The organism is Hyphomicrobium sp. CS1BSMeth3 (genome assembly GCF_900117415.1).
Classification (GTDB): Bacteria; Pseudomonadota; Alphaproteobacteria; order Rhizobiales; family Hyphomicrobiaceae.
The window spans coordinates 1-16976 of the sequence record NZ_FPEI01000006.1 but is presented as its reverse complement, the minus strand read 5'-3'; the positions used below and the strand labels follow the sequence as shown (position 1 = coordinate 16976).

16 protein-coding genes are annotated in these 16976 nt (G+C 65.2%); 6 read left to right on the top strand and 10 right to left on the bottom strand.

Annotated elements, in window-relative coordinates; all coding sequences use genetic code 11:
- Positions 1-30: 30 nt before the first annotated feature.
- From CS1BSM3_RS15240 to CS1BSM3_RS28810, 5 genes are all read right to left on the bottom strand, one after another.
- Complete coding sequence (locus CS1BSM3_RS15240; protein WP_072388307.1) at positions 31-609, bottom strand: tyrosine phosphatase family protein; 579 nt, start codon at positions 607-609, stop codon at positions 31-33.
- A 103-nt stretch (positions 610-712) separates the two neighbouring features.
- Positions 713-1312: a retropepsin-like aspartic protease family protein gene (locus tag CS1BSM3_RS15235; protein WP_072388305.1), complete on the bottom strand. Its 600-nt coding sequence runs from the start codon at positions 1310-1312 to the stop codon at positions 713-715.
- Positions 1313-1370: 58 nt separating this feature from the next.
- Positions 1371-2072, bottom strand: a complete 702-nt coding sequence (locus tag CS1BSM3_RS15230) for a retropepsin-like aspartic protease family protein (protein ID WP_072388304.1) — start codon at positions 2070-2072, stop codon at positions 1371-1373.
- Positions 2073-2076: 4 nt separating this feature from the next.
- A complete protein-coding gene (locus tag CS1BSM3_RS15225; RefSeq protein WP_072388302.1) occupies positions 2077-2268 on the bottom strand; it encodes a DUF1289 domain-containing protein in 192 nt (63 codons plus the stop codon).
- A gap of 167 nt (positions 2269-2435) precedes the next feature.
- On the bottom strand, positions 2436-4028 hold the full coding sequence (locus tag CS1BSM3_RS28810; RefSeq protein WP_280174753.1) for a sensor histidine kinase: 1593 nt from the start codon (positions 4026-4028) through the stop codon (positions 2436-2438).
- Positions 4029-4353: 325 nt separating this feature from the next.
- On the opposite strand from CS1BSM3_RS28810, the gene CS1BSM3_RS15215 reads away from it, so the two are divergent.
- Genes CS1BSM3_RS15215 through CS1BSM3_RS15205 form a run of 3 tightly spaced genes read left to right on the top strand, consistent with a single transcriptional unit; the run spans position 4354 to position 6349 of the window.
- The gene (locus CS1BSM3_RS15215) at positions 4354-4965 is read left to right on the top strand and encodes a glutathione S-transferase family protein (RefSeq protein WP_072388300.1); all 612 of its coding nucleotides are present in this window, start codon (positions 4354-4356) and stop codon (positions 4963-4965) included.
- Complete coding sequence (locus CS1BSM3_RS15210) at positions 4962-5711, top strand: MBL fold metallo-hydrolase (protein WP_072388298.1); 750 nt, start codon at positions 4962-4964, stop codon at positions 5709-5711. Before CS1BSM3_RS15215 ends, CS1BSM3_RS15210 begins: the two co-directional genes overlap by 4 nt.
- The gene (locus CS1BSM3_RS15205) at positions 5708-6349 is read left to right on the top strand and encodes a uracil-DNA glycosylase family protein (RefSeq protein WP_072388296.1); all 642 of its coding nucleotides are present in this window, start codon (positions 5708-5710) and stop codon (positions 6347-6349) included. Before CS1BSM3_RS15210 ends, CS1BSM3_RS15205 begins: the two co-directional genes overlap by 4 nt.
- Positions 6350-6545: 196 nt before the next feature.
- On the opposite strand, the gene CS1BSM3_RS15200 is transcribed toward CS1BSM3_RS15205, so the two are convergent.
- The 3 genes from CS1BSM3_RS15200 to purM all read right to left on the bottom strand — a co-directional run bounded on the left by CS1BSM3_RS15200 (position 6546) and on the right by purM (position 10003).
- Positions 6546-7976, bottom strand: a complete 1431-nt coding sequence (locus CS1BSM3_RS15200; RefSeq protein WP_244540524.1) for a cytochrome P450 — start codon at positions 7974-7976, stop codon at positions 6546-6548.
- A 228-nt stretch (positions 7977-8204) separates the two neighbouring features.
- Complete coding sequence (gene purN, locus CS1BSM3_RS15195) at positions 8205-8858, bottom strand: phosphoribosylglycinamide formyltransferase (protein WP_210188787.1); 654 nt, start codon at positions 8856-8858, stop codon at positions 8205-8207.
- Positions 8855-10003 (bottom strand): phosphoribosylformylglycinamidine cyclo-ligase, encoded by a 1149-nt coding sequence (gene purM / locus CS1BSM3_RS15190; RefSeq protein WP_072393774.1) that lies wholly within the window; start codon positions 10001-10003, stop codon positions 8855-8857. Before purM ends, purN begins: the two co-directional genes overlap by 4 nt.
- Before the next feature lie 256 nt (positions 10004-10259).
- On the opposite strand from purM, the gene CS1BSM3_RS15185 reads away from it, so the two are divergent.
- Positions 10260-11450: a DUF2066 domain-containing protein gene (locus CS1BSM3_RS15185; RefSeq protein ID WP_083528628.1), complete on the top strand. Its 1191-nt coding sequence runs from the start codon at positions 10260-10262 to the stop codon at positions 11448-11450.
- Between the two features lies 1 nt (position 11451).
- Here CS1BSM3_RS15185 and CS1BSM3_RS15180 read toward each other — a convergent pair whose 3' ends face one another.
- Together CS1BSM3_RS15180 and CS1BSM3_RS15175 are read right to left on the bottom strand one after the other, a co-directional pair.
- On the bottom strand, positions 11452-11937 hold the full coding sequence (locus CS1BSM3_RS15180; protein WP_244540523.1) for an RES family NAD+ phosphorylase: 486 nt from the start codon (positions 11935-11937) through the stop codon (positions 11452-11454).
- On the bottom strand, positions 11924-12373 hold the full coding sequence (locus CS1BSM3_RS15175; protein ID WP_072388292.1) for an antitoxin Xre/MbcA/ParS toxin-binding domain-containing protein: 450 nt from the start codon (positions 12371-12373) through the stop codon (positions 11924-11926). Before CS1BSM3_RS15175 ends, CS1BSM3_RS15180 begins: the two co-directional genes overlap by 14 nt.
- Positions 12374-12528: 155 nt before the next feature.
- Here CS1BSM3_RS15175 and rnd point away from each other — a divergent pair, with 155 nt between their 5' ends.
- Complete coding sequence (gene rnd, locus CS1BSM3_RS15170) at positions 12529-13734, top strand: ribonuclease D (RefSeq protein WP_348532902.1); 1206 nt, start codon at positions 12529-12531, stop codon at positions 13732-13734.
- 232 nt (positions 13735-13966) lie between these two features.
- Entirely contained in the window at positions 13967-16657 is a 2691-nt protein-coding gene (acnA, locus tag CS1BSM3_RS15165) for an aconitate hydratase AcnA (RefSeq protein WP_072388288.1), read from the top strand.
- Positions 16658-16976: the final 319 nt, after the last annotated feature.

Below are 16976 nucleotides of genomic sequence, written 5' to 3'. Positions count from 1 at the left end.
CTGAGAGCAGAGGCGCGCCTCCGCCGAAGCTCACTCGGCCATGTCGAGCTCGCGGTCTCGGGCGAGGCGCCGCATCCAGACTGTGAAGTCGGGCCGTTGGCGAAGCTGTACGCCGTAGTGCCGGCGCAGCGCCGCGACGAGCCGCCCCTCGCGGCCGAGGAGATCGTCCGCATAGCCGATCATGAGCGAGTTCGGCCATGCCTGCGGGCGTATCTGGCGGACCCGCTCGAAGAAGCGGTCTTCGGGCTCGTCAGGGTGCATCTGCGCGAGCAGTGAGATCATCGCCGCCGTCGATCGGGAAATGCCCATATGGCAGTGGACGAGCAGATGGCGCTCCGCGTCGCCGCGGACCTCTGCCGCGAGTTGGCCGCCAAAACCCAGGATCTCGCCGACGTGCTGCCGCGTGGGCAGGATCAACCCCGCCGCCGGATCGATGATGTCGTGAAAATGAAGCGTCGTCCGGCTGTGGGCTCCGTAGCCTTGAAAGCCCGTCAGCTCCGGCCAATTGGGATCGAGCAATGACAATACGTGCGTAACGGCACGGGGGCCGTGCTCGGGTAACTCATCGATCCCGCAGATCGTGAGCAGAGAGATGCCGACAGGCTTCATTGGGGGCGCTCCAGGTGGCCATGGAGGTTTCGGCCCCTAATAGTACGCGCGTGGCGGGGTTCGCAACTGCAGGCCGGCGGCGCCCCGTCGGACGAGCTCGGCCCTACTCCTCGAGCACGAGCACGCCCCGGCTCATCTGCGTGCGGCGGAGCTGGCCGAGAAAGCTCATGCCGAGAAGCGTCGTGGTCAGCTTACCGGGCTCGGCAACCGCAGCGCGCACGTCGCGGACCACGATGTCCTCGATGGCAACGCTATCGAGCGTGACGAGGGCGACGCGGGCGACGCCATTGGCCGTGCTCACGCGGTGCGTATAGTCGCCGTCGCGAACATGGATGCCGGCATTACGCGCGTCCTCGAAGGTCAGCGCCACGATCGAGGCACCCGTGTCGACCATGGCCTGCACGGCCCGGCCATTGACGTGAATGCGCGAATGGAAATGCCCGTGCGCGCCGGCTTTGAGCTGGACCGTGCGGCCTAGGGAGGCGCGGGATGTGGGCGTCTCTTCGGTGGGCTTGTCGTCGTCGGCAGCCGCCGGCGCGTCGGAAGCAGGCCGGGACGGCGCATCGTCGTCGCTGAACTCAAGCCGGAGGCCAAGCATGTCGCGGACGAGATCGGCGTTCACGAATCCGAGCACGCCGGCACCGGCGATCCCGATCCAGACCGCCGCCAGCTTGAGCGCATTCAATGCGGAAGGCGACAACATGACCAACAGCTCCCGCCTGAGCATACGAGCGGGGCGCTGCCGCGGAGCCTTGGATGTATCAGCTCCTCAGCGTCAGAAATTCCCCGGAGAACTCATATGAGCGCAACCGGCTTAAAAAACTCATACCGAGAAGATTCTCGCGGAGTGCCCCGGGCTTAGAGACGAGCGCGTCCACCCCCTCGACTTGTATAGATCCAATGGCAATGCTGGCGAGGCGGACGTGGGCTGCGTACGTGATCCCGTTCGCCGTCTGGACGGGCACCGTGTAGCGCAGACGGCTCGTATCGACGCCGAGCCGTGCGGCATCGGCCTCGCGGATGACCACGGTCGAGGCGCCGGTATCGACGAGCATGGCCATGCTCTGGCCATTGAGCTTGGCATTGACCACGAAGTGCCCGTCGCGCCGCTTTCTGATGCGAACGGCCTGCGAGCCGGGTGTGCTCGTCTCGAGCGAGACGGCGCTGCCCGGCGGGCTCAGCTCGCCCTTCACGCGATAGGCGATTTGCGTGATCTCGTCGCGATAGCTGTAGCCGGCGACCAGGACGAACGCGATGGCCGCCCAGGTGAGGAAATCGCGCGCCGCCTGCAGCGTGCGGCCACGATAAGAGCCGGCGAGCGACAACGTGATCACGATCAGGAATGCGGTCAGGAAGCCGGCGGCGGCGAGGTCCGGCCAGTCGAGGCCGAACAGCGTCGCATCGCCGGCAATGAGCAGGCCAAGCGCCCCGATCAGGACCATCAGCAGGATGAGCCAGCCCATTGCGTCAATCTCCGGCAGCGGCCGGAGCCGCAGCCTCAGCCGCGCGCCGCCGCTCAGGCAAGAGAGACATGATTCTATGGCGCTCCCCAGGCGCCAGCGTGCTCCAGGCGGCGATTTCCGCAAGCGTGCGCCCGCAGCCGCCGCACAAGCCCGACCGCGTATCGATCACACACACCTGGATGCACGGACTATCCATTCAGCTCCCGCCAGCGCACGGCGTTCTGCCGATCACGAGAGCCGCGCCTCAGGGCGTGGCCCGTGATCGATGCCGCCGGTTCAGGCTTAGATAGGATCGCGGCAGACGCGAGGCAATGTCCAGTGTGTGCACTGGATTAAACCGACAATCCGCCATTCATCGGCCGTTCATCCCATCATGGAGGCATGAGGTGCGCGGCCTCCAAGGCGGGCAGGCCTGTCCCACTCCCCGTAGCCGGTATTCGAGCGGTGACGCTCTTGTCCGAGAGGTTGGAGGGGCGGCAATGCCTCCATGACCCTCTGGCGCGGAATGGTAACCAGAACCTCCGTGCCCTTGCGTACCTCCGAGCGGAGCTCGAAGACCCCCTCGTGAAGCTCGACGAGGCTCTTGACGATCGGCAGGCCGAGGCCGGTGCCGCCCTCGGCATTCTCGTGCGCGAGCGAGCCCTGGCCAAAGGCCTGCATGATGCGCGGAATCTCCTCGCGCGGAATGCCCGGCCCCGTATCGCGGATGCTGATCGTCTGACCGCCCGATGGATCGCGATAAACACTGACCGTGATCCTTCCCCCTTTGGGCGTGAACTTGAGGGCGTTGGAGAGCAGGTTCAGGCAGACCTGGCGCATGGCGCGCTCGTCCGCCCAGACCATCGGAAGTGTGTGGTCCAGGTCGAGCTCGATGGTGAGGTTCTTGCTTTCGGCCCGCAACTTCAGCAGGCGGTGGCAGTCCTCGGCGACGTCGACGAGGCGGATCGATTCCTCGTTGAGATCGTATTTGCCGGCCTCGATGCGCGAGATGTCGAGAATCTCGTTGATGAGATGGAGGAGATGGCTGCCGCTGTAGTGCACGTTGGCGGCGTACTCCTTGTAGGTCGCATTCTTGAGCGGCCCGAGAAGCTCGGCCTTCATGACCTCGGAGAAGCCGAGAATGGCGTTGAGCGGTGTCCTCAGCTCATGGCTCATGGTGGCGAGGAAACGCGATTTGGCGATGTTCGCACCCTCCGCGCGCCGGCGCGCCTCGTCGGACGTGGCCTTTTCCTGCTCGAGCTCGGCGATAAGCGCGTCCTTCTCGGCGCGGTACTCGAGCATGGCAAGCGCCGTCGAGTTGAGCCCCTTGGCGAGGAAGATGAAGTAGACGTGCACGCCGAGCGCCATCGAGGCCATGGCCCAGTAGAAGGGATGGCCGAGCATGAGGAGACGGACGACGACGGCCATCGTCATGGGGATGGTGCCGACGTAGAGGATCGGGAGCGCCGTCGACGCGAACGTCATGCGGATCGCCAGCACGACGATCAGCGACGCGAACAGGAAGACGTGCGAAGCGGAGTCGGTCGCGCCCATGCCGACGAGCGCAAAACCGGCCCATACGACGCCGTTGACGGTCTCGGCGAGGATGAGGCGGCGGCGCCAGACCTTGATGTTGATTTCGCTGCGCGGCAACGCGACGAAGCGGCGGCACAGCTCGAGCAGCGCCACCTTGGCGCCGATCACCAGGACCAGCCAGAGAATGGCCTCCGTCTTGGTCGCCCAGAACATCGAGGCGAGCGAGAAGATCACCGCCAGAAGCTGAATGGTCGCGACGGCGCTGAGCTCGTTGCGCACGAACATCAGCGTCATCTCGTACTCGAACTGGGGCTTGCCCTCACCGTCGAGCGCCAGCCGCCGGCGCGCCTCACGCACCTCGAAGCCCCGGTGCGGGCGCACGATGCGTGGCCGGCGCGGACTTGCGGCGGGATCTACAATGGTGGCGGCAATGGATGACACGTGGTGACCCCGAAATAACGCGCGGGGGTAGGCCGCGGCGCGGAACCGACCTTGCTGCAGAGCTCCTCTGCGCAACCAGCCAAATCGCCCACGCGTCTACCTTTGTCCTCAGTATGAGAATGATCTGTAAATCCTAACTTCGCGTTTACTCTGACCTGAAGGTTATAATTACATTGCACGTAACATGAATTTTGCGTTTCGGATTATTAGCCCTTCGCAACACTTCGGAGCCCGGAACCGGGCCTCGTTGCACCCCGGGGCCGCCTCGACTACGACTAAGGCGAACTCTTGTAGACGAACCTTGGCCCCTGCTGGAGAGCACCCCATGAAGCTCCTCGAGACCCGGATGGCACCCAATCCGCGCCGCGTGCGCATCTTTCTGGCCGAAAAGGGCATCCAGGTGCCGACCGAGGAGCTCGACCTCATGAAGGGGGAGCTCAAGAGCGACAACTTCACGAAATTGAACAAGCTTCAGAGAGTGCCCGTCCTCGTGCTCGATGACGGCACGGCGCTCTGCGAATCGATCGCGATCTGCCGCTACTTCGAAGAGTTGCATCCAGAACCCGCGCTCTTCGGCAAGGGCGCGCTCGGCAAGGCCCAGGTGGAGATGTGGCAGCGCCGCATCGAGCTCGGGCTCCTCGCGTCGGTCGCGAGTGCTTTCCGCCACCTGCACCCGGCCATGGCCCCCCTCGAGGTGCCGCAGGTCGCAGCCTGGGGCGAGGCGAACAAACCCAAGGCCCAGGAGATGCTGAAGCTCCTCGATGAGCAGCTCGCCGGCAATCGCTACATCACAGGCGATACCTATTCGGTCGCCGACATCACCGCGCTCGTCGCCATGGACTTCATGAGGGTGGCGCGCGTGCAGCGGCCCGAGGGGCTTGCCAATCTCGAGCGCTGGTATGGGGAAGTCTCAACGCGTCCGAGTGCCAAGGCGTGACATTCAAGCTGACGATCGTCGGGTGCGGTGATGCCTTCGGCTCCGGCGGCCGCCTACAGACCGGCTATCACGTCGATCTCGGCCACCATCGATTTCTCATCGATTGCGGCGCGACGAGCCTGATCGGTCTCGACAAGCTCAGGCTCGACCCGAACGCCATCTCGACGATCTTCATCTCGCACCTGCACGGCGACCACTACAGCGGTCTCGTGTGGTGGATGATGCACGCGGTGTATGTCGCCAAGCGCACGGTGCCGCTGACTGTCATCGGGCCACCGGGTGTCGAGGCGCGCGTGCTGCAAACGGCCGAGCTGATGTTTCCGGGCTCGACGAAAATCGAGCGGCGCTATCCGCTCATCTTCAAGGAATGCCGAGCAGGCGAGCCGCTCACCGAAGGGCCGGTAACGGTGACGGCATGGGAGGTCTCACATCCCTCCGGTGCGCCGTCGCATGCGCTGCGCTTCGAGATGGGCGGCAAGGTGCTCGCATTTTCCGGCGATACGGAATGGGTCGAGGCCCTCATCCCCGTCAGTGCCGGGGCCGATCTCTTCATCACGGAGTGCTATGCCTTCGACGGCCCCGTGCGCTACCATACGAGCTGGCAGATCCTCCAGCCGAACCTGCCGCGGATCACCGCAAAGCGCATTCTGATCACGCACATGAACAGCTCGATGCTGGCGCGCCTTGACGAGATCGGTGGCCCGAACATCCTGCTCGCCGAGGACGGCCTCGTCGTCGAGATATGACACGCACGCGAGCAGCCCGCCCTCGACACCGCGCGCTCGACGCGCTGGTCGAAGAAATCCGCGCCTGCCGGCTCTGTCGCGATGCGCCGCAAGGCGTGCCGCTGCCCCATGAGCCGCGCCCCGTTCTTCGCGTGAGCACGACCGCGCGCATCGGCGTCTTCGGCCAGGCACCCGGAACACGCGTCCACGCGTCCGGTATGCCGTTCACGGATCCGTCCGGCGTACGGCTGCGCCAGTGGATGGGCGTGACCGATGAGGAGTTCTACGACGCAACCCGCATCGCGATCATCCCCATGGGCTTCTGCTTTCCGGGGCTCGATGCCAAGGGCGGAGACCTGCCGCCACGCCGAGAGTGCGCGCCGCTGTGGCGTGCGCGGCTGATGGCGACGCTGCCGAAGCTCCATCTCGTACTGCTCGTCGGACAGTACGCCCAGCGCTGGCACCTCGGTGATGATTGCGCGCGCGATCTGACGGGCACGGTGCAGCGCTGGCGGGAGTTCGTGGCCCGGCCTGATGGTCCGGTGATGGTGCCGCTGCCGCATCCGTCGTGGCGCAACAACGCCTGGATCAAGCGGAACCCATGGTTCGACGCGGAGCTCATTCCGTGGCTGCGGGAGACCGTACGGGCGCACCTCTAGTTTGCGCCCGCGGCGGCGGCATACGCTGATGTTGGTAAGTGCCACCGCCCCTCATCCTAACCTTCTCCCCGTAAGAACGGGGAGAAGGGACAAGGTGGCGCTCGCGGCGCGCTCCAAGTCACAAAAAGAAGGGGGTCCGGGGTCTCCCCGGTTGGGGCGCGGGGCGAAAGCCCCGTCGCGCCCGCGGCGCGAGTGATCAGCTCAGCTCGTGAATGCGGAAGTTCAATCCGCCACGCGGCGTCAGCGTCACGGTCGCGTTGATGCCGGGATGCTCGTCCGCCGGCGCATACTTGCTGCCGACGTACTCGGGCCGGAAGCGGCGCAGAAGCATGGAGAGCGCGAGCGTGTTCTCGACCTGGCTCATGGCGCCGCCGATACACGAGCGCTTGCCACCACCGAACGGGATATACGTGTAAGGCCGGCGCTTCTTGGCGGCTTCGCCCATGAAACGCTCGGGGCGGAAGGTCTCGGGCTCATCCCAGTAGCGCGCATCGTGATGCGCACCATAGGCGAAGAGCACGACGCGATCGCCCGCCTTGATCTGCTTGCCACCGATCTCGTCGTCCTTGGTGGCAACGCGGATCAGGCCCCAGATCGGCGGATAAAAGCGCATGGTCTCCTGGATGACCGCGCGGGTGTAGACGAGCGCCGAGTAGTCGGCCGCGACCGGCTCGCGCGAGCCGTAGACTTCCTCGCCCTCGCGGCGGATGCGCTCGACGATCTCGGGGCTGCGGGACGCCTCGTAGAGCGCCCAGGCGAGCGTCAGCGCCGTCGTCTCGGTACCGGCCCAGAGGTACTGCTTCAGCTCGTCGATGGCCTGCTGCTCGTCGAACTCCGGCACGTTCGGATCGGCGGTGACGGCCTGGATCATTTTGAGCAGCGTGCGCTCGCGCTCCTCCCGCGGGTTCGCCGCGAAGATGGAGGGCGGAACGCCGGCCCAAGCCTCCATGGCCTTGGCGATGCTGTCCTCGGAGATCTCGAAGTCCGCGTCCGCCATCTTCTTCATGCGAAGATCTTTGTGGCTCGGCACGTCGGTGTAGGTCTTCACGCACTTGAAGATGAAGTGCGGATTGAACGGCATGTCGCGATCGAAGAGCGCCTTGCAGATCATGTCCGCGGCGAGTGTCCACGTCTGCTCGACCATCTCGACGCTGTCGCCAGTGCGCGCGAGCTCGGCCCAGTTGTCCATCTTCTGGCGGATCGCGGTCAGGAAGTACGGGATGTACTCGGCGAACATGTCGGGATGGAATGCCGGCTGCTGCGGCATGCGGATCTTCTGCCAAAGCGCACCGTCGTGCGTGATCATCGACTTGCCGAAGACCGGGCGCAGACCGTCGAAATACTTGATGTAGTCGTCGGCCTTGGTGACGAGGACGCGCTTGAAGTGGTCGGGCTCCGAGAGGAACACCACGCGCTCGTTGGCCATGGTCACTGCGATGACGCCGCCATAGCGCTGCGTGAGCTGCTGAAGCACCGTCATCGGATTGGCAGCATTGCCTTTCTGGAGGGCAGTGAGCTTGAACCAGATGCTCTCCTGCTCGCCAAGGCCCTGTGTGTGCTGACCGGGTGCGGCAGCGCCCCCCTGGGGCACCATGGTATCCTCGGCCGGTGTATGGATCGCGGTCATAGCGTGCATTCCTAGCGCCCGCGCACAACGCGCACGGACATTCGTGGTTGTCTCCATCCGACCGGCGTTTCCCCGCCCCAGGCGCACATAGGCATCTGACGTGCCGTTGGCTGCCAAAGGGTCTCGTAACATCGGCCCGGGCGGACTGTCCACGCACGGTCACTTTACCGCTGCATTTTGGCGCGGCATGTGTCCGAAACGCGAACCTTTTGCCAATTCCTAGCTCGATCAGCCCACGTCGGGCGAGATCAGCCGGGCAGTTTGGTTAACAGTGCTCAGAATTCGTACGTGACCATCCTCCAGGCGCGCCTTTCCCGAGGCGACCAGGGCGAGGGCCTGAGGATAAATTACGTGCTCCACTGACAATATGCGGTCGGCGAGGGCGGCGGGGGTATCTCCGTCGATGACCGGCACGGCCCCCTGGGCGATGATCGGGCCAGCGTCCATCTCAGCGACCACGTGGTGGACGGTGCATCCGACGATCCGCACACCATCGGCAAGCGCCCGGGCATGGGTGTTGAGGCCCGGGTAGAGCGGCAGCAGCGAGGGGTGAATGTTGATCATACGCCCGGCCCAGCGCGCGACGAAGCCCGCCGTCATGAGGCGCATGAAGCCAGCACAGGCGATCAGCTCGACGCCCTCGGCCATCAGGACGGCGTGGAGGGCGTCCTCGAAGGCCTCGCGAGTTGCATACGCTTTGTGGTCGACGGCATGAGCGGCGAGGCCCTGCTCGCGGGCCCAGGCAAGGCCGGCCGCCCCAGGCCGGTTCGACACGACGCAGACAATCTCGGCAGGGTAGTCCGGCGCGCGAGCCGCCTCCACGAGCGCCATCATGTTCGAGCCACGGCCCGAAATCAGGACGCCGACGCGCCGCTTCCTCACGACGAATACCTCAGTTGGCCGGTGTAGTGGACGGCCTCGGCCTGCCCCTTGCCCTTGGCCTCGCTCAGCACACCCCGCGCGGGGGCGATCCGCCCGATGATCATGGGCGCCTCGCCGGCCTCGCGCAGCTCCTTCAGAACCGCGCCCCCCTGCTCCCGAGAGACGACGATGACGAGGCCGATGCCGCAGTTGAACGTGCGGAGCATCTCGGTGTCATCGAGATTGCCGGCCGTCTTGAGCCAGCCAAAGACAGGCGGCGGGATCCAGGCATTGAGGTCGATCTCGGCGCCGATCTGATCCGAAAGCACGCGCGGCACATTCTCGGAGAGCCCACCGCCCGTGATGTGCGACAGCGCCTTGATGGCGCCCTCGGGGCCGCTGCCGCCCGTGGCGCGGATGGCCGCGAGGACCGGCTTCACATAGATGCGCGTCGGCGTGAGCAGGCTTGCCGCGAGGGACATCTCAGGGGCGAAGGGTGCCGGCGCATCCCATTCGAGGCTCGCGCCCGCCACGAGCCGGCGCACGAGCGAATAGCCATTGGAATGCACGCCCGACGAGGGCAAGCCGATGAGCAGGTCACCGACCGCGACGTCAGCACGCGGCAGCACGCCGCCGCGCTCGACGGCGCCCACGGTAAAGCCCGCGAGGTCATAGTCCCCGCCGCCGTACATGCCCGGCATCTCGGCCGTCTCGCCGCCGATCAGCGCGCAGCCGGCCTCGTGACAACCGGCCGCGATACCGGCGATCACCTCGCGCGCAACCGCCACATCCAGCTTGCCGGTGGCAAAATAATCGAGAAAGAACAGCGGCTCGGCGCCCTGCACGAGCAGGTCGTTCACGCACATGGCGACCAGATCGACGCCGATGGTCGCGTGCTGGCCGGTCTCGATGGCGATCTTGAGCTTGGTGCCGACGCCGTCGTTGGCGGCGACGAGGATCGGATCCTTGTAGCCGGCGGCCTTCAGGTCGAAGAGACCGCCGAAACCACCGAGGTCGGCATCGGCGCCGGGCCGGCGGGTCGCGCGGACGAGAGGCTTGATCGCGGCCACGAGCGCATTGCCGGCATCGATATCGACACCGGAATCACGGTAGGTGACCGGGGCGTTCGGGTCCGTGGCTGCACCGTTGTGACCGATTGACGTCATCATACCCTCGAAGAGGTCGCCGGCAGGGCCCCGGAATTGCGGCGCGGGCGCCACGACGGGACAGGAACTTGGGACAATCGGGGGCTCGGGATCGCAGTGCCCACGGCCAACCCTACTTTCGCCCCATTGGTCATGACCCAACTGATGGGTGATTGTGCGGGGCAATAGCAATCCGTGGGGTGTTCGGCAACTCACGGATAGGTCAGTTTGTCCCCCTATTGACGACTATTTGGCGGGACATGGACCGTTGGGCACCATGAGAGGTCTTTTGGGCAACAGCGACATGGTACGTCGGGCAGCCGTCGGGCTCCTGCTGGTGGGTTTGACGAGCGGCGCCGCGGCGGCCGAGGACTCGAAGGTCTTCATCATCGGGAACTACCCGGTCGAGGCGCGCGCTGCAGACGCGGTCGCGGCCAAGGAGCAGGCGATCGCCGATGGCCAGCAGGCGGCTTTCCGCTCGCTCCTGAGGCGCATCGTGCCGGTGACGGCCTATGCCCGCCTCAAGGGCGTCAAGACGACGCCGGCCGCGCCAATGATCGAGGGTTTCTCGGTGCGCTCCGAGCGCAATTCCTCGACCGAGTACATTGCGAGCTACGACTTCTCCTTCCAGCCGGCCGCCATCCAGCGCCTGCTCGAGACCCAGGGCATTCCCTACGTCGACAAGCAGGCCCCGCGGATCGTGGTCGTGCCGATCTATCGCGCCGAGCGCCAGCCGGCGAACGTGATCGCCGAGGCCACCGACACGTGGAGCTACGCCTGGCGCAGCCTGGATCTCGGCAACACCCTCACTCCTGTGACGCTCGGCCAGGCGAAGAAGACGCTCAGTCCTGACACGATCAACGCCGCCCTCGCCGGTGACGGCGGCGCCCAGCGCGCCATTGCCGGCGAATACCAGACCTCGCTCGTCGTGCTCGCCGTTCTCGAGCCGAGCGCCGACGGCAAGAAGGCCACGGTCACGCTCGGCGGCCAGGATGCAGTTGGTCCGCTGTCGCTCGTGCGCGGCTACCGGCTGGATGGCGACCTTGCCTACACCTCGGAGCTCGCCGCGGTCGTTGCGCTCGGCGTGCTCGAAGGGCGCTGGAAAGCGGCGAACTCGCATTTGAGCACGGCAAGTGCGCCGGCATCGGCACCGGGCGGATTCGCACCGCCGCAGGGCGCGGCCTATGGTGAGGGCCCGCCGAGCTATGGCGCGCGCGGCAGCGCGCCGAGCGGCGGCATGATCCGCCTTTCGGTCTCCTTCCAGGGCATGGGCGAGTGGCAGCAGATCAGCCAGCGCCTCGCGGCAACTCCAGGCGTCGATAATCTGGAAGTGGAAGGGCTTTCCGCGCGTGGTGCCCGCATTGCACTGAGCTTCCCCGGGAGCCCGGACGATCTCGCGCGGGCACTTTCCTCGCAGGGCCTCAGCCTGCGCAGCGGGCCGGACGGGCTGATCCTGAGCGGGCGCTGAGCTAGGGCTGAAACAGCCGCATGTCCCAGGCGACAGGATGCTCGAGGCCGGGCCTGATGCGCTGCGCATCCGGGTGCGTGCAATTGATGATGACGTTCTCCTCGATGCGCGCCACGACCGACGGCACGATCAGAATGGCCGACCTCTTTTCCTTGAACCACTTGGAGCCGGCCGCCCGCGCCTTGGCCATTTCCAGCCATCCCGGCACCGAGTCTTTGGTAAAGATCTCGTAGGACACGCCCTTCGGGATCTCGATCTCGATGTAGTGCTGGTTGGACGGCAGAACGCCATTGAAGTGCGCGAGCTTCTCGAGCAGCGCCGTGCTGTAGTGGCGCGATGCATAGATGACCTCCTGGCCCTTCTCGTGCCAGCGGCCTTCGATGCGGGCGGCGCCTTCTCCGCTGTAGATCGGGTAGGCGCCCTGGGGATCGCCAATGCGATAGACCCGCAGGGCTTCGCCAAGCACCCGGACACTAGGCCGCGACACCGGCATCGGCCTTCGCGAGAAGCTTCAGGACCAGATCGGCGCCGGCAATAGACTCCTTGGCGAGATCAATCGGCGTCCGACCGCCGAGCATGGGGTGCTCCTGGATCATGAAGCGCGCGGCTCGCCCGGCGTCGTCGTGATAGATCTTCAGAACCTCATAGAAGACCTTCGAAAGCGCCCACACCTTCTCGCTCTCGTCCTTCGTAAGAGCGTGCTTGCGCCGATGGAGCGTCGACTTCGGAATGATGTCTGTCGCGCGGACGAACTTCCCCTGCGGATCGATCCGTTCGATGACGACCGTGGCGGTCTTGACGGGAAAGCCTTTGGCGACCCGCTCCACGAGTGCCAGATCATCAACTTTGGCCCAGTCGGACAGGCCCATGAACTTGGCGATCCGGCGGGCCTCGGAAACGGCACCGGTCTCGGTTGCCTGCATGGCACGCTCCTTTGCGTTTCATTTGGGAATAATATAGTCTCAATTGGGAAGTCAATCAAGGCCCGCGCGCCTTTGACGAGCAGCCTGTGGAGGCAAGGGCATTGGAACGCGTGCGCCGCGCCAATCTGCCTGTTGCGCTTGGCCGTGAACCTGCTATGCCCTCGCCACCCCCTACAGTTCAGTCCGGGTTCCGTTTTGCCGCGATGAATGTCGTCACTTCGACCGACGGGCTTGCCGCCCTTTGCCGCGAGCTCGCGAGGAGCTCCTATGTCGCCGTCGACACCGAGTTCATGCGCGAGCAGACCTTCTGGCCCAAGCTGTGCCTCATCCAGCTTGCCGGTCCCGATGCAGAGGCGATCATCGATCCCCTCGCCGAGGGCCTGGATCTCGCCCCCTTCTGGCAGCTCATGACCGACCGCGAGGTGGTGAAAGTCTTCCACGCCGCGCGTCAGGATCTCGAAATCGTGCACGTGAAGACCCGCGCGTTGCCCGCGCCGGTGTTCGACACGCAGGTGGCCGCCATGGTGTGCGGCTTCGGCGACAGCATCAGCTACGTCAATCTCGTCAAGCGCATCAGCGGCGAGGATCTCGACAAAACCTCGCGTTTCACGGACTGGAGCCGCCGGCCGCTCAGCCAGAAGCAGCTTCACTACGCACTCGGAGATGTGACGCACCTCCGTAAGGTCTACACGAGCTTGAAGAAAATGCTCGAGGACTCGGGGCGCGCGCACTGGCTCGACGAGGAAATGGCGACGCTGCTCGATCCCGGCACCTACGAGACATTGCCCGAGGATGCCTGGCGTCGCCTCAAGCTCAAGGTCCGCGGCCGCAAGTCGCTTGCCGTGCTCATCGAGCTTGCCGCCTGGCGCGAGCGCGCGGCCCAGGGACAGGACGTGCCCAGGAGCCGCATCATCCGCGACGAGGCGCTCTACGACATCGCCAACCAGATGCCGACGGAGACCAAGCAGCTCGCCGAGCTGCGTACGCTGAGCGATGGCTTCTCGCGCTCGCAGCGCGCCAAAGAGATCGTCGACGCCGTCAAGCGCGGCCTCGAGCGGGACCCGGCCTCGCTGCCGTCCGTTACCGCCAACTCGCCCTCGTCGGGCGATGTCAATGCGATGTGCGACATGCTGCGTGTGCTGCTCAAGGCTGCCGCCCAGCGCCACAAAGTGGCACCGCGCCTCATTGCCGATGCCGAGGACATCGAGGCCATCGCGAGCCAGCGCAATCCGGACGTTCCGGCGCTCAAAGGTTGGCGCCGCGAGCTCTTCGGCGAGGATGCGCTTCGCCTCAAACGCGGCGAGCTTGCACTCACCGTCCGCAACGGCGAGGTGATCGCCATTCCGGCGGCGAAGGCCTAGGCCGGGCTCGGGCCGCGCGCCAGCCGAGGCCGCCGACGCTGCCCAAAAAAGCACGTCACATCGCCCGGCGGACGGTCTAGCGGCGATCGCAGGAGCGGATTATAAGGCTTCCAATCGCCCGGTCGCCGTCAGCGTTTCCCGCGCGCATGACGGTTGCTTGCCGTGCACTCACGTGCCCGGGTCCCGACAACCTCGATCGACTGCCGTATTGGCTGCAGGAGACGTGCCCGTCATGACCCTCACACCCACCTCACTCGACAGTTTCAAGTGCCGCAAGACCCTCAAAGTCGGCAATAAATCCTACGAGATCTTCTCGCTGCCGGATGCCGAGAAGAACGGCCTTCCGGGGATCTCGAAGCTCCCGTTCTCGCTGAAAGTCCTGCTCGAGAACCTGCTCCGCTACGAGGATGGCCGCTCGGTCAAGGCGGCGGACATCAAGGCCATGGCCGCATGGCTCACGGCTAAGACCTCGAAAGCCGAGATCGCCTATCGCCCCGCTCGCGTGCTGCTGCAGGACTTCACCGGCGTGCCATGCGTCGTCGATCTTGCTGCCATGCGTGACGCCATGCAGACCATGGGCGGCGACCCCTCGAAGATCAATCCGCTGGTGCCCGTCGACCTCGTCATCGACCACTCGGTCATGGTCGACTACTTCGGCACGGCCGATGCCTTCCAGAAGAACGTCGACGTCGAGTACGAGCGCAACAAGGAGCGCTACGAGTTCCTCCGCTGGGGCGGCTCGGCCTTCAACAACTTCCGTGTCGTCCCGCCGGGCACGGGCATCTGCCACCAGGTGAACCTCGAATATCTCGGTCAGACGGTCTGGACGAAGGACGTCGGCGGCATCACGCAGGCTTTCCCCGATACGTGCATCGGCACGGACAGCCACACGACGATGATCAACGGCCTCTCCGTGCTCGGCTGGGGCGTCGGCGGCATCGAGGCCGAGGCGGCCATGCTCGGCCAGCCGGTCGCGATGGTCATTCCCGAAGTCATCGGCTTCCGCCTCAAGGGCAAGCTCAAGGAGGGCATCACTGCGACGGATCTCGTGCTGACCTGCACGCAGATGCTGAGAAAGCGCGGCGTCGTCGAGAAGTTCGTTGAGTTCTTCGGCGACGGCCTCGACCATCTCTCGCTCGAGGATCGCGCAACGATCGCCAACATGGCCCCGGAGTACGGCGCGACGTGCGGCTTCTTCCCGACGGATGCCGATACCATCAAGTACCTCACCGCAACGGGCCGCGCGAAAGAGCGCGTTGCTCTCGTCGAGGCCTACTGCAAGGCCCAAGGCTTGTGGCGCATGCCGGGCCACGAGCCCGTGTTCACCGACGTGCTCGAGCTCGATCTCTCGACTGTCGAGCCCTCGGTGGCGGGGCCGAAGCGGCCGCAGGATCGCGTCCTGTTGAAGGATGCCAAGACAGGTTTCGCAAAGTCGCTTCCCGAGATCGTGAAGGGAGCGACGATCGACGCCAAGACGGCGGTCGGCGATACCGGCTACAGCATCGGCAGCGGCGATGTCGTGATTGCCGCCATCACCTCGTGCACGAACACTTCCAATCCCTCGGTACTGGTGGCGGCCGGCCTCGTCGCCCGCAATGCGCGCGCCAAGGGCCTCAAGGTGCAGCCCTGGGTGAAGACGTCGTTCGCCCCCGGCTCGCAGGTCGTCACCGACTATCTGACCAAGGCCGGCCTGCAGTCCGAGCTCGACGCGCTTGGATACAATCTCACGGGCTATGGCTGCACGGTCTGCATCGGCAATAGCGGTCCGCTGCCCGAGCCGGTCTCGAAGGCCATCGCCGACGGCAATCTCGTCGCCGCCGCGGTGCTTTCAGGCAACCGCAACTTCGAGGGCCGCGTGCACGCCGAGGTCAAGGCGAACTATCTCGCCTCGCCGCCGCTCGTCGTCGCCTATGCGCTCGCCGGAACGATGAACAAGGACCTCACCACCGAGCCCATCGGCAAGGACCAGGACGGCAAGGACGTGTTCCTCCGCGACATCTGGCCGACGTCCGCCGAGATCGCCTCGATCGTGCGCTCGACGGTGACGCCCGACACGTTCGCTGCGCGCTACGCCGATGTCTTCAAGGGCGATCCGAAATGGCAGTCGCTCGGCAAGGCACGCGCGAGCCTCACGTACGGCTGGAACACGGTCTCGACCTACGTCCAGAACCCGCCGTACTTCGAGGGCATCACGATGGAGCCGAAGCCCATCAGCGATGTCGTGAACGCGCGCATCCTCGGTCTTTTTGGCGACTCGATTACAACCGACCACATCTCGCCTGCCGGCTCGATCAAGCGTGATGGCCCCGCCGGCAACTATCTCATCGAGCGCCAGGTCCGCCCGCACGACTTCAACTCCTACGGCGCGCGTCGCGGCAACCACGAGATCATGATGCGCGGCACGTTCGCCAACATCCGCATCAAGAACCTCATGCTCGGCGGCAAGGAAGGCGGCAACGCGATCCACTATCCCGATGGCAAGGAAGGATCGATCTACGACGTCGCCATGCAGTACAAAGCCGAGGGCGTTCCGCTCGTCGTATTCGGCGGCAAGGAGTACGGCACAGGTTCATCGCGCGACTGGGCAGCCAAGGGCACGGCACTGCTCGGCATCCGCGCCGTGATCGTGCAGTCCTTCGAGCGCATTCACCGCTCGAACCTCGTTGGCATGGGTGTACTGCCGCTCGTCTTCGAGGACGGCCTCTCGTGGCAAGACATCGGTCTCACCGGCAAGGAGCAGGTGACCATCCCCGGCCTCACAGGCCTGAAGCCGCGCCAGAAGGTAATCATCAAGGTGACCTTCGAGGACGGCGTGACGAAGGAAGTGCCGACGCTCTGCCGTATCGATACCGAGGACGAGATGAGCTACTACCGCCACGGTGGCATCCTGCAGTACGTTCTGAGGAACCTCGCCGCGGCCTGAGCGCCGACGCAGAAGTTGAGGTGCATGGTTAAAAAGCTCCTGTCCAATCGGACAGGAGCTTTTTCTTTGGCCATGTGGAGAATGATCGGCGTACCACCCAACCGGGTGGCGCAAAGAAGAGCGTCCCAACTCCGACTATGGCTTCTGAAAGCAGAAAGGGCCGCCCAAGGGCGGCCCTTTCCTTAAGTTCTTGTCTCGATCTGCTTCGGATCAGAAGCGGATGCGGGTACCAGCCGTGAACATGTGGAGGTCTTCCGCACCGCCGACCGTCGCGTTGAACTGCGCTGAGTCGAGCGAGTAGTTCTTGTAGGCCAGCCAG

Excerpts from the sequence above, each read along its gene's own strand:
- CS1BSM3_RS15240 (WP_072388307.1), bottom strand. The coding sequence starts at position 609 with ATGAAGCCTGTCGGCATCTCTCTGCTCACGATCTGCGGGATCGATGAG.
- CS1BSM3_RS15235 (WP_072388305.1), bottom strand. The coding sequence starts at position 1,312 with ATGTTGTCGCCTTCCGCATTGAATGCGCTCAAGCTGGCGGCGGTCTGG.
- CS1BSM3_RS15230 (WP_072388304.1), bottom strand. The coding sequence starts at position 2,072 with ATGGGCTGGCTCATCCTGCTGATGGTCCTGATCGGGGCGCTTGGCCTG.
- CS1BSM3_RS15225 (WP_072388302.1), bottom strand. The coding sequence starts at position 2,268 with ATGGATAGTCCGTGCATCCAGGTGTGTGTGATCGATACGCGGTCGGGC.
- CS1BSM3_RS15215 (WP_072388300.1), top strand. The coding sequence starts at position 4,354 with ATGAAGCTCCTCGAGACCCGGATGGCACCCAATCCGCGCCGCGTGCGC.
- CS1BSM3_RS15205 (WP_072388296.1), top strand. The coding sequence starts at position 5,708 with ATGACACGCACGCGAGCAGCCCGCCCTCGACACCGCGCGCTCGACGCG.
- CS1BSM3_RS15200 (WP_244540524.1), bottom strand. The coding sequence starts at position 7,976 with ATGACCGCGATCCATACACCGGCCGAGGATACCATGGTGCCCCAGGGG.
- purM (WP_072393774.1), bottom strand. The coding sequence starts at position 10,003 with ATGACGTCAATCGGTCACAACGGTGCAGCCACGGACCCGAACGCCCCG.
- CS1BSM3_RS15185 (WP_083528628.1), top strand. The coding sequence starts at position 10,260 with ATGAGAGGTCTTTTGGGCAACAGCGACATGGTACGTCGGGCAGCCGTC.
- CS1BSM3_RS15175 (WP_072388292.1), bottom strand. The coding sequence starts at position 12,373 with ATGCAGGCAACCGAGACCGGTGCCGTTTCCGAGGCCCGCCGGATCGCC.
- rnd (WP_348532902.1), top strand. The coding sequence starts at position 12,529 with ATGCCCTCGCCACCCCCTACAGTTCAGTCCGGGTTCCGTTTTGCCGCG.
- acnA (WP_072388288.1), top strand. The coding sequence starts at position 13,967 with ATGACCCTCACACCCACCTCACTCGACAGTTTCAAGTGCCGCAAGACC.